The following is a 12639-nucleotide window of genomic DNA, read 5'->3' as shown; positions in this document are numbered from 1 at the left end:
AAATATATTACTGGTCTTTTGGTAGACATCTTTTTAATTTCATTGAAAACACTGAAGCAAGAAGGTTAATTAGATTAATTTCAAGAGCCGCTTTATTAGTACCTAATTTAATTAAGCGATTTATTATGACAAAACTCTTAATTAAAAACAAATACGACATGGTTTTTTTTTAATAGTTTAGCCAGCCTTAAATTAGCGCCAATAATACATAACAACCTTAATTGCCCAAAAATTTGCCATGTTACCGAACTCAGTTATAGCGCTAACAATTTTTGCGACATCCATAAAGCCCGAAAATTTTTACAACAAATGAACTTATGTATTCCAGTATCAAATTTAGTTGCCCAATTTTTAGAGTGCGAACTAAGCATTCCAAAAGAAAATATCTACAAAATATCTTCATTTAGCGGGGAACTTAAACAACAAAGCAACAAGCAAACATTACGGAACAGCCTTAATATTCCTGATAAAGCTTTCGTAGTTTATGCTAGCGGCAATATACACTGGATTAAAGGCACTGATGTTTTTATACAATTAGCGGCTCAAGTAAAAAAAACAACTGATACTAATATCTATTTTATATGGGTTGGCGGCTGCGAGCACTCTGAATATATGACGCAGTTATTATATGATATAAGTCATTTAAGCTTGGTGAAAACTGTAAAAATCACAGGTCAACTCGAAGAGCCTTGGCCATATTATGCCGCATCGGACTTGTTTGTTTTAACTTCCAGGGAAGACGCCTTCCCTCAAGTTGCTTTAGAAGCAGCAATGCTAGGTATTCCATGTGTATGCTTTGATGGTGTCTCTGGTGTCAGGGATTTTATCAATGATAAAACTGGCAGCTTAGTTCCTTACCTCGACATTGAACAAATGGCAAATGAGATTATTTACTATTATAAAAACCCAGATATTTTAACTGAGAAAGGCAATAATATTCGTCGCGCTGTAGATTTTTATACTTTCAAGCATACCGGCAATCAGTTTTATGATGCTTTTAGAAAAGTAGTAAATAAGCTTGTAACTTGATCAATAAATTATTGAATGTAAATTACTTTGACTCTGCTTAGATAAGATTTTAAAAATCGGTTTTTGCATTTTACTTCAAGGAAGTGTTGTGATTTATTGTTTTATGTTGCGGATTTGGTAAATAGTTAATTTTTAATCATATGCATTTGAAGATCTGTGCAATTATCGTGTCCTATCACCCAACCGATGAACTCATTGAAAATGTTAAGGCGTTAGTCCAACAAGTTGATGAAATTTTGATTGTCGATAACGGATCGGGATTGGAGGCAAAACAATTGCTCGATAACTTGATAAAACAGCATTCAAAACTGAACATTGTTTTTTTATCTGAAAATCTGGGTATCGCTGCGGCATTAAACATTGGTGTCAAAAAGGCAAAAGCAGCGGGTCATGAATGGGTAATTACTTTTGACCAAGACAGTCAAGTTACCCCGTTTATGATTGAAGCGATGCTTCGTGTTTATGAGACTTATCCGAATAAAGAAAAGGTAGCTAGCCTTTCGCCTCGGTATATGGACGTTAATTCTGGGGAAATTTCCGGCAGTCACTTACGACTTCCAGTTAACAAAACTTTGCCGCATGCCCAAGCCTATGAAGTGCTAACCTCCGGCAATTTGATTAAATCATGTGTTTTTGATTTTGTTGGATATTTTGACGAATCCCTGTTTATTGATTATGTTGACCGAGAGTTTTGTTGGCGATGCATTCATTCTTCCTACAGCATACTTCAAATTAATGATGCAATATTGCAGCACAGAATTGGCTTTCAAAAGAGGTGTAAATTTTTATGGTTCCATCCTAGTATAACCAATCATTCACCTTTAAGAAGATATTACATCGCCAGGAACGCTATTTATATTCTTAAAGTTTATTTAATAAAACGACCACTACTAGTAAGCATTGACCTATACAAATTACTTAAGGTTTTCATTAAAGTAGCTATTTTTGAAAACAATAAACAAATAAAAATAAAAGCCATCTGTCTAGGATTATTAGATGGTTTTTTAGGGCGGATGGGTAAATGCAAAAGAACATTTTAATGCATCTTATTGGTTATCTTTGGATATGCCAATAAATAATATTTATATCATCGTTCTTAACTGGAATGGCGCTGCTGATACAATTACTTGTCTGGATTCCCTTGTTAGATTAAAAGGACCGCAAGCAAATATTATTGTCTGTGATAATCATTCCAGTGATGGGTCTTATACGATTATCAAGGATTTTATTATAGACTCTGTACGTAACCGGCAAAAAGATTGGCATGGTTTTCACTTTTTTGAGTTCAAGGAGAATGCTTATCTATCTGAGTCGGCGTTAGAAACTGGTGGACGCTTTGTCGGCTTGGTTCGAACCGACGAAAATCTTGGATTTGCAGGTGGCGTTAATATAGGTATACGAATTGCGTTACGAGATCCAACCATGAAATATATCTGGATTTTGAACAATGATACCGTTGTCGATAAAAACGCCTTGTTTGCTTTAGTTGAGAAAATGAATTCGAATCCTGAAATTGGTGTTTGCGGCTCGACATTACTGTATTACGAAAGACCAACTGTTATACAGGCGGTCGGCGGAATTTATAATGCCTGGCTAGGTACTACCCGACATGTGCTCGGTCAACAAAACTATGCTGCGGAACTCTGCCAATCGATAGATGCATTTAATTTAGATTATCTGGTTGGCGCGTCTTTGTTTGTCCGGCGCGAGATGCTGGAACGAGTGGGGCTATTACCGGAAGATTATTTTCTATACTGCGAGGAATTGGATTGGTTCCATCGCATGAAGCGGATTGCTCCTGAATTTAAATTGGGTTATGCACCGGAAAGCCTGGTTTATCATAAGGAGGGCGCATCCACTGGCGCTAATGATTTGGGGCGTAAAACTTACAGTTATTTTGCGGACTATTTTTATATGACGAGTCGGCTGAAGTTTTCTAAACGCTATTTTCCTTATCGATATTGGCTGGTCAGGCTTGCTACGCTTGGATTAGGAATAAATCGTTTAAGGCGACATCAATTTCGCTCGTTTGTGTTAGCCATTTTTCTTGTTATTGGCTGGGTGCCGAGAGCTTTTATACCCACCCATACGTAAGCATCTTTACTTATTCATAATTCTGAAAGGGTTTGATTTTTTATGCCTGTCAAAGATCTGGTGGTTGACGCTAGAATGCTCCATGCTTCCGGAATTGGTACCTATATCGATAACTTGTTACCGCTCATTTCTGAAAAAAGTCACGACTTAACGTTCGATATTATTTGCCGCCCGCAGGATACCAGTAAAATCTCACAGAATACCATTCCTAACAATTCCGCTATTTATTCGATATCCGAGCAATTCACCTTACTTAATCGACAATCAATGAAAGCCGGTCTTTTTTGGTCGCCGCATTATAATATTCCTGTATTTCTTCCAGCTAAATTATTGGTTACCATTCACGATGTTTTTCATCTCGCCATGCCGGATTTTATTGAAGGCATGCACAAAAGGTTGTATGCCAGAATGATGTTTTCCGCTGTTAAACATAAAGCCAGCCATGTCATATGCGTGTCGGAATTCACCAAATCTGAACTGATTCGTTTGACAGACATTAATCCCGACAAGGTGACTGTAATTTATAACGGCGTTGCAAAAGAATGGTTTAGTATCAAGAGAACCGATCATCCTTATCATAAGCCTTATTTGCTTTTTGTCGGCAATATCAAACCCCACAAAAATCTCAGCAGTCTTTTACAAGCCTTTACCTTACTAAAAGATGAAATCCCGCATGATTTAGTCATCGTTGGCAATAACAAAGGCTTTATCACCGAAGATCGAAACGTCATGCAGTATGCTCAAGCGTTAGGCAACAGAGTTTTTTTTACCGGTTATGTCGATGACGCACTGTTGAAACTATATTTTGCCCACGCCGATTGTTTTGTGTTTCCATCGCTTTACGAAGGTTTCGGCTTACCTCCTTTGGAGGCCATGGCCTGCGGTTGCCCTACCCTCGTATCCAATATCGCTTCATTGCCGGAAGTATGCGGCGATGCGGCCCTTTATTGCGACCCATACGATACCGAGGATATTCGCGCCAAGATTATGCTGCTGCTGGGCAGTCCGTCATTACGAAATGCGTTAGTTACCAAGGGACGTGAAAGAGCGAAATCGTTTTCTTGGGATGTCGCGGCGGTCAAAACACTAGACATCATCAACCAATTTATCGAATAGCACATGAAAGTCGCACTCATACATTATTGGCTAGTCAACATGCGCGGCGGCGAAAAAGTGCTGGAAGCGTTATGCGAGCTTTACCCTCAAGCCGATATCTTTACCCATGTCCTTGATCGGCAAGCGATTTCGCCATTAATACGGAGCCGGACAATACACACGACTTTCATTAACAAATTGCCTTGGGCCAAACAGCGCTATCAATGGTATCTGCCGTTAATGCCGCTGGCTCTGGAACAACTGGACTTGAGCGCTTACGATTTGGTTATCAGCTCTGAATCCGGCCCGGCAAAAGGCGTGATCGTTGGTCCGAATAGCCTACACATTTGTTACTGCCACTCACCGATGCGCTATCTATGGGATATGTATGGCGACTATTTAAAAAATGCTAGTTTGCCGGTGAGACTACTGTTTCCTTTATTGGCGCATTATTTACGTATCTGGGATCGTCATACTGCTGCCGGAGTTGATCACTTCATCGCTAATTCAAACTTTATCGCTAAACGAATTAACAAATATTATCGCCGCGAAGCTGTTGTAATCCATCCGCCTGTGGCAATAGAAGACTTTTTTATTGCCGAGCAAATCGAGGATTACTATTTGCTGTTCGGTCAACTGGTGAAATACAAACGCGCCGATTTGGCAATCGAGGCGTTTAATCGCTTAGGCAAGCCGTTATTAGTCATCGGTGAAGGCGAAATGCTGCCGCAACTTAAGCGTATGGCTAATGACAATATTCGCTTTTTGGGAAAACAACCGTTTGAGCAAGTCAGGCATTACCTGGCACATTGCAAGGCGCTGATTTTTCCAGGCGTGGAGGATTTTGGTATCGTGCCGGTCGAGGCCATGGCCTCGGGGAGACCCGTCATTGCGTTTGCGGCAGGTGGAGCGATGGAGACGGTCGCTGAGCATACTACCGGGTTGTTGTTTAGAGAGCAAACGCCCGAAAGCCTTATATCCGCAATTGAATCCTTTGAACAAATTCAATCGAAGTTTTCTCCGGAATCTATTCGCGGACATGCGAAAGATTTTGGGCGCAATACATTCAAGCGAAATATCAAGCAAGTGATCGATGCGCAATTGTCGGATATGTGATTAAGCTGTCGTGCCGATTGGTTTTCGGTTATAGATATGTCGCAATTATTTCAAATATATTAGGATTTTGTTTATGGAAACCAGTGCATTGCGCCAAAAACACCTACTGACAATAGTTATTTTGCTCGCTCTATTTATTCTACCTTTACTGGCAACCCCTTGGAATTCGTCTCAGCTAGTTAATATGTATGCCGAATTAATTCAGCTGGTATTTGTATTGGTCATGCTTTCCGATACTATTAAAGAGTTGGTTTATTTATACGTTAAATCCATCTATTTCAGATCAATAGTCCTTACTATATTAGTGCTATATTGCGGCTGGTTTTTGAGCGGAATAGCTATATTCGAAATATATAGAACTCTACATTACCCGGTTTATCTATTGTTTTTTACGGCCATGGTAGTCTGGTTCAAGACCTATGGCGAATCGGCGTTGATGTTCATTACTAAAATTAAAATCTTATTATTGGTGTTAGTAATGCTATTTATGTCCTACTACATCTTTTACATTCTTCCGCCATTAAACTATATTGAGACAGATTTTTTCAATTATCCACCTATTTACAGACACCTTCGTCACATGAATTACGATGTAGCGTTGGCATTAGGTTTTATTATATTTTTATATTGTAAAGAGCGGGGAAACAAGAAATATTTTTATCTTGTTTTGTTATTTTTCTGTGGTTTTTTTACCGTCTGGTCGGCGGCGCGCGCTCAAACATTGTCGCTAATGATATTCTTGTCGTTACTGATCTATTTGAGGCTTGGCAGTAATAACGCATATAAATTGGCGAGCGCTGTAGCAAGCTTTGCGCTTGGCGGTGCCTGCGTGTTTCTCACTAGCTATACTGCCTACATAAGCGAAAGAAATACCATTGCCAATAGCGAAAACATCGTTAATAAATTATCCAGCAATAGAATTAAAGTCTGGGAAGGGGCTTTTGCAAAATTGCAGGACGAGCATGCTTGGTTATTCGGCTTTGGACCGGACGCCTGGGTGCGAGTCAATTTATTTCCAGGTATGTCGCAACCTCATAATTTTATTTTGCAATGGCTATTCGAGTTTGGCTTGCCTGCCACGGCTTTGCTGTTAGTTATAATGTTTAAAAGTGTTATATTCTCATTAAAATTACGCAATACATCCCACGACTTAACTATTGAAAAAATGATTGCGGCGCTGATGTTATCGACATTTGCTTATGCCTTAGTAGATGGCCAGTTTTATCATACTATTCCATTTACCATGATACTTATCATGGGTGCTTATTTGCTCTCCCAAGCATCATCTGTTCGGAAAACTCCATAGTTAGTGCGTACATAAGTCGTCAAGAGCTGTGTCATCATCTAAATACTTTTGACACAATTTTTTCAATAATTCATATTGTTCATCGATTTTAATATTGTCTTTAACCAGTCTATAGGTTTTTGCATTTAAATCGCCAACGACTAATTGTGAAGTATTTTCAGGCAAGCTTGCCGCCACCATCCCATTGTTGGATATTACGGCGCGTTGTTTTAGCCTAAGCAGGTCTTTAACTGAAATGTCTTTCAATGTCAGCCTTGTGTCGTCATGCACTTCGTAAAGCGAATAAGCCTCTGCCGCCACTTTATTCGGGTCAATATTGCCAGGCGTCGTCAACGCCGGCACATATAAGTCAGTTTCGGTGTAAACAATCCTTTCTTCTTCCTGGCACTCGCCTAGGCTATTTTCAGTATCGAATAAATTGCACCCACCGGCTTTTAATTCATCAGGATCAATTCCGGCCAGGAATAACGCACTTGGTGCCACATCCACTAGAGAAGCGATATGTTCATTGACACCCGCCGATGATGATATTTCTGCTTGTTTAAATCGTCTAAAAGCCATTAATACCCGTGTTTGATTTTCATCCAACACATTAATTCCATGCGAGGAAAATGGCGGAAGTGAAATTTGTTCACCTTCTGCAGCCGAACGCCAAGGCTCCGAGAATGATTCGAAGCCTTCGCCATGATCGGAAATCACGACGACAACCGCATTATTCAATCTGCCGTTTTGTTGCAGGATATTCATCAAAGAAGCAAATTGCTTATCAGAGCGGTATACGGCTTTTTGGTAAGCCTCTGGCGATAATGTAGCCAATCGATCATGTTTTGGAGATGGGTAATGCATGGCATCGCCCCAGTCATAGGGCCAATGCGGAAGCTCGAAATGTGTCACCAAGAAAAGCGGTTGTGCCGGGTCGCAGACTTTGACCAAGCCGGCTAAACCCACATCAAATACGTCAGGGTCATACGTCTTGTGAACAGCCCGATTCATAAATTGATACGGAAATAATAATGCCTGTAGTTTAGGTACAAGGCTTAACAGATTGCTCAACGGTAAATCGGATGATTCGGAAAGCAAAAAATCGGCGGCGCCTATGGCCGGAGATAGCGTAATATCAAAACCATATCGTTTGTCGATATTAGAAAACCGGGTTTCATCAATGGCATAGGCGGTAGTATAGTGGTGAGTTTTGAGTATAAAGGGCAGACTCAGTTCTTTATCAATCAAATGGTCGGGGTTGATCAAATTAAATCGCCCCCCATGGTCCAGCGGATAGCGCCCAGTCAAAATACTCATCCAGGCCGGATAGGTGCGCGATAGCGGGGTATAGGTTTTTTTAAACCAATAGGCGGACTGAATAAATTTATCCAAATTTGGCGTAATCGTGGTTTTATCGCCCGGTTGTTGCAAATGGTCCGGCCTGAAACTATCAATGCCGATAATGATAATATCCGGCCGTGTTCGGGACGAAGGCGAGCCGGAATCGTCCCTACCGGGGTATGTCAAAAAACTTGCCAGCAATAAAACGGAAAAGAGCAATCCTATGCTTCGCTTTAACCCCAAACCATTGGAAGTATTTCGCACGTGTGTTATCCGCTGCCAGCAGTGCCAACTCAACACAGCTAACAAACACAATAAACCCATTGCCATTAATGGCAATGGGACAACAATCGGAATTCCTGAATTGGGGAACAGCCAACTATTTAAGGCAATCAGCCCAACCTGTAAAACGGAAAAAACCAACAAACTCAACAGTAAACGTTGTTGTACGGGTTGATTGAGGCGTTGCGATATAGGTAGCCAAGCTCGCCAAACCAGCCAGGCATATCCAAGGTGTAACGCAATGATCAGTAAGGTAAACAGCACTACCTCGGACAACAATTGCGGCGTTTCGGTAACGGATTTAAGTAAGGCGTAAAGGACTTTATAGGGTATGCCGTCCGTAGGCGAGGAGAGTAAACCCTTAAGTAGAAAAGGTAGCGCGGCTAGCATTAAGGAAAGCCAGAAATCGATACTACTCAGGGCTTTAGGACTTTGAATGTTTGCCTTGGATGAGCCAGCTTGCATGAATTGACAATTGAAATGACTTGCCCAAACGAAAGAGACCGCCGAAGCGGTCTCAATTTTGGATATGCGACTGGTTGTTATTAATTAACTACCGAAGCTATTTTTAGTGATGGCTGCTGCCGCATTACCTGTTGCAGTAGTCGTTATGTTCCAAGTAATAGCCGTTGTTCCTTGCGTTGGCTTCCAGGTTATTGTTGTATTAGCAGGAACTGTCGTACCCAACGAATTCAAGGTTGCTTGAATCACGCCGCTTCCTGTCACTGAAACTGCTGAAACTTCGGCAGTCGGAGTAAAAGCGGGGAATTGTGATGCGCTATTAGTTGTATTGCAGGTAGTCAAAACGCCGCCAGCTTGCTGAGAACAATCCGCCACAGCCAATTTATAAGGCTCTACCGCAGAAAGCGCGTTTCCGATTTTAGCTCTGATGACATAATCCTGATAAGCCGGGATCGCCACCGCCGCCAGGATACCGATGATCGCAACCACGATCATTAACTCGATCAAAGTAAAACCTTGTTGTACTTTTTTCATTTGCATATTCATAGTGAGTTTCCTCTAGTGGATTGTTGTTTTGGTGAAAGACAAATCCATAAATGCAGTTGCCGTGCCAATCGATCAACAAATCAAGAAAATAAATAATTATTCATTTTATTTCAACAACTTAATAAATAAATAATCGCTACAACCAGCGATTTAAACCGTCTGTCCGTCTTATAAACTTTGCGAATTCAGCCTTATCGACAACACAGTCTTTGACCGCTCCTGACAAATTTTGTCACTTTACAAAAATATCGACACTCCTGCGGTCATCCTCAATACGTAAGACGCGGTTATAATCCGTTACCCGCAAACCATTTACCTTGTTTACCCACTCATCATGCATCAGCCCCCCATCATCGTTTACGGCATCAAAAACTGCGACAGCATCAAAAAAACTAGAACTTGGCTGGATCGCCGGAGTTTGAACTACCAATTCCATGACTATCGCGTCGACGGGCTGGAACCGGCCTTGTTGCAACAATTCGCCGATAGACTCGGTATTGAGGCGATTCTGAATCAACGCAGCACCAGCTGGCGGCAATTGGACGATGCGCAAAAAGGCGATTTAACACCCGACAAAGCCCGGCAACTGATGTTAGCCAACCCCACGCTGATCAAACGTCCGATCGTTGCTATCGGCGGCCAACTGTTTGCCGGCTTTAACCCCGAACAACTATCCGCAGCCCTATGAGCGACACTCTGAACTTATTAATAGAACTGATTCAGCGCGAATCGGTCACCCCCAATGATGCCGGCTGCCAGGATTTGCTGGCCCGGCGTTTAAGCCCTCTGGGCTTCACCGACGAACGCATGGATTTTGCCGACACCCAAAACCTCTGGCTGCGGCGCGGGCAAAATCCGCCCTTGTTCGTATTCCTGGGCCATACCGATGTGGTGCCAACCGGGCCTTTAAGTGCTTGGGATTCGCCGCCCTTCGAACCCGCCATCCGCGACGGCAAACTTTACGGCCGCGGCGCGGCGGACATGAAAGGCAGCATCGCCGCCTTTATGACGGCGGTGGAACGTTTTATATCCAACCATCCGCAACATAATGGCTCCATAGCCATCATGATGACCAGCGACGAGGAAGGCATAGCCACCCACGGCGTGGTTAAAGTCGTGGAAGTGTTGCAGCAGCGCCGGGAAAAAATCGATTGGTGCCTGGTCGGCGAACCCTCCAGCAGCCGGAAAATCGGCGATGTGATCCGGGTGGGCCGGCGCGGCTCGTTAAACGGCAAATTGACGGTGCACGGCATACAGGGCCATGTCGCTTATCCGGAGCTGGCGGAAAATCCTATTCACAGTTTTGCTCCGGCTCTAAAGGCATTAACCGAAGAACTCTGGGACAACGGTAACGATTTCTTCCCGCCCACCCGCTTGCAAGTATCCAATATCAATAGCGGCACCGGCGCGGAAAACATCATCCCCGGCCAACTGGACGCGCAATTCAATCTGCGTTTTTGCACCGAACTGGACGAAGCCACTATTAAGGCACGCACCCATGCCATTCTGGATAAATTCGGCTTTAAATACGACCTGCAATGGCGATTGTCGGGTAATCCGTTTTTGACGTCAAAAGGTGAATTAATAACCGCCACCCACGCCGCGATTAAATCCGTATGCGGCTACGAAACGTTGGACGACACCGGCGGCGGCACCTCGGACGGCCGCTTCATTGCCCCAACCGGCGCACAGGTGATCGAACTGGGGCCGATAAACGCCAGCATTCATAAAGTCAACGAACATATTGCGCTGGATGACCTGGAAACCTTGAGTCGGGTTTACGAGCAAATTTTGGCGAATTTATTGGCTTGATCTTTCGCGAAATGCATACACCAAGTAGGCCGGAATAAGCGGTAGCGTTTCCGGCAAATGTGCCGCGCCGGAAACGCCTATCGGCTTATTCCGGCCTACCCAATGCCACCCAGTTAAATCAAGCCGTGCTCGGCAAACGAATATGGCTGGCCGTCGCCGACAATAAAATGATCCAGCACCCGGATATCGAATAAAGCCAAGGCTTGTTTGAGTTTATCGGTAATTTGCCGGTCGGCCTGGCTGGGTTCGTTGATACCGGACGGATGGTTATGGGCAAAGATTACTGCGGCGGCGTGGTGGAATAAGGCTCGTTTGGCCACTTCCCTGGGATACACGCTGGCACCGTCTATGGTGCCGCGAAACAATTCTTCCCATTGAATCACCCTATGCTGATTATCCAAAAACAAACAGGCAAACACCTCATAACTGTAGCCGCGCAACTGCGCACTCAGATATGCGCGGGTAATCTCCGGGCTGGTCAGGGCATTACCGCGTTGCAGGCTTTCGGCGAAATGGCGGCGGGCCATTTCCATGACCGCCTGCAACTGGGCGTATTTGGCATCGCCCAAGCCATGGCTTCGGCAAAAACGCTCATGTTCAGCGGCCAACAAGGCTTGCAAGGAGCCGAATTCGCTTAATAATTCGCGCGCCAGATCCACGGCGGACTTGCCTTGCGTGCCTACCCGCAAAAAAATCGCCAATAGCTCGGCGTCTGTCAAGGCAGAGGCGCCGCGTTGCAATAATTTTTCCCGCGGCCGCTCGTCGGCCGGCCAATCCTTGATGCTCATACGGCATCTCCGTGCGTTAAACCCGTTTTAAGCATAGAAGAATCGGGCCGAGTTTGCCATAATTCCCTCCTATTCACGATTATGAGACGCCATCATCAACAAGCGAATTTTATTAGGCGTTTGCGGCGGTATTGCCGCTTACAAAGCCGCCGAGCTGGTGCGCCTGCTGCGCAAACACAATTGCCAGGTACGCGTGGTAATGACCGCATCCGCGCAACAATTTGTTACGCCCCTGACCTTCCAGGCTTTGAGCGGCAACCCGGTCCATACCGAGCTTTTCGATGCCTCGCAGGAACAGGCCATGGGCCATATTCACTTGGCACGCTGGGCTGATATATTCTTGATAGCCCCCGCCAGCGCCAATACCCTGGCGAAAATGGCCCACGGTCTGGCGGACGATTTGCTCTCGACGCTGTACTTGGCCAGCGATTGCCCGGTATCGGTGGCCCCGGCCATGAATCAGGCCATGTGGCGCAAACGAGTCACGCAGGACAATATTCTTGCCCTAAAGCAACATGGGGTAACGATTATCGGCCCGGACAGCGGCAGCCAGGCTTGCGGCGAGCAAGGTTTCGGCCGCATGAAGGAGCCCGGCCACATTTGCGCCGAGCTGTTTGGCCACGTCCATCCGAAAACCATGCGCGGCATCAAATTATTGATCAGCGCCGGCCCGACCCGCGAACCGCTGGACCCGGTGCGTTATATCACCAACCGCAGCTCCGGAAAAATGGGCTATGCCATCGCGGCGGCGGCCCAGCAAGCCGGCGCGGACGTCACGCTGGTCAG

The 12639-nt window shown here is 44.4% G+C and carries 12 protein-coding genes; 9 read left to right on the top strand and 3 right to left on the bottom strand.

All coding sequences use genetic code 11. The features are described from left to right. Positions 1-309: 309 nt before the first annotated feature. From NP596_RS16380 to NP596_RS16355, 6 genes are all read left to right on the top strand, one after another. A complete protein-coding gene (locus NP596_RS16380) occupies positions 310-1029 on the top strand; it encodes a glycosyltransferase family 4 protein (RefSeq protein WP_256616461.1) in 720 nt (239 codons plus the stop codon). 167 nt (positions 1030-1196) lie between these two features. Continuing rightward, positions 1197-2069: a glycosyltransferase family 2 protein gene (locus tag NP596_RS16375; RefSeq protein WP_256616460.1), complete on the top strand. Its 873-nt coding sequence runs from the start codon at positions 1197-1199 to the stop codon at positions 2067-2069. 25 nt (positions 2070-2094) lie between these two features. Beyond that, entirely contained in the window at positions 2095-3123 is a 1029-nt protein-coding gene (locus NP596_RS16370) for a glycosyltransferase family 2 protein (protein ID WP_256616459.1), read from the top strand. A gap of 42 nt (positions 3124-3165) precedes the next feature. Further along, complete coding sequence (locus NP596_RS16365) at positions 3166-4239, top strand: glycosyltransferase family 4 protein (RefSeq protein WP_256616458.1); 1074 nt, start codon at positions 3166-3168, stop codon at positions 4237-4239. 3 nt (positions 4240-4242) lie between these two features. Then, entirely contained in the window at positions 4243-5334 is a 1092-nt protein-coding gene (locus NP596_RS16360; protein ID WP_256616457.1) for a glycosyltransferase family 4 protein, read from the top strand. Positions 5335-5407: 73 nt separating this feature from the next. After that, positions 5408-6640, top strand: a complete 1233-nt coding sequence (locus NP596_RS16355; RefSeq protein ID WP_256616456.1) for an O-antigen ligase family protein — start codon at positions 5408-5410, stop codon at positions 6638-6640. Here NP596_RS16355 and NP596_RS16350 read toward each other — a convergent pair whose 3' ends face one another. Together NP596_RS16350 and NP596_RS16345 are read right to left on the bottom strand one after the other, a co-directional pair. Next, complete coding sequence (locus tag NP596_RS16350) at positions 6641-8710, bottom strand: sulfatase-like hydrolase/transferase (RefSeq protein ID WP_256616455.1); 2070 nt, start codon at positions 8708-8710, stop codon at positions 6641-6643. Between the two features lie 84 nt (positions 8711-8794). After that, a complete protein-coding gene (locus NP596_RS16345) occupies positions 8795-9253 on the bottom strand; it encodes a pilin (RefSeq protein ID WP_305891796.1) in 459 nt (152 codons plus the stop codon). A gap of 334 nt (positions 9254-9587) precedes the next feature. Between NP596_RS16345 and NP596_RS16335 the strand changes: the two genes are divergently transcribed. Both NP596_RS16335 and dapE read left to right on the top strand, forming a co-directional pair. Continuing rightward, positions 9588-9941 (top strand): ArsC family reductase, encoded by a 354-nt coding sequence (locus NP596_RS16335; protein ID WP_256616454.1) that lies wholly within the window; start codon positions 9588-9590, stop codon positions 9939-9941. Then, on the top strand, positions 9938-11065 hold the full coding sequence (gene dapE / locus NP596_RS16330) for a succinyl-diaminopimelate desuccinylase (RefSeq protein ID WP_256616453.1): 1128 nt from the start codon (positions 9938-9940) through the stop codon (positions 11063-11065). Before NP596_RS16335 ends, dapE begins: the two co-directional genes overlap by 4 nt. Positions 11066-11178: 113 nt before the next feature. Here dapE and radC read toward each other — a convergent pair whose 3' ends face one another. Beyond that, on the bottom strand, positions 11179-11853 hold the full coding sequence (radC, locus tag NP596_RS16325) for a RadC family protein (RefSeq protein ID WP_256616452.1): 675 nt from the start codon (positions 11851-11853) through the stop codon (positions 11179-11181). Positions 11854-11944: 91 nt separating this feature from the next. On the opposite strand from radC, the gene coaBC reads away from it, so the two are divergent. After that, positions 11945-12639, top strand: a 695-nt coding sequence (coaBC, locus tag NP596_RS16320; RefSeq protein WP_256616462.1) for a bifunctional phosphopantothenoylcysteine decarboxylase/phosphopantothenate--cysteine ligase CoaBC, incomplete at its 3' end; no start/stop codon positions are given.

Origin of the sequence: Methylomonas rivi, from assembly GCF_024505165.1 — a bacterium.
Taxonomy (GTDB): domain Bacteria; phylum Pseudomonadota; class Gammaproteobacteria; order Methylococcales; family Methylomonadaceae; genus Methylomonas; species Methylomonas rivi.
Note: the sequence above shows the minus strand (reverse complement) of the source record. Positions and strands in the feature narration are given on the sequence as shown.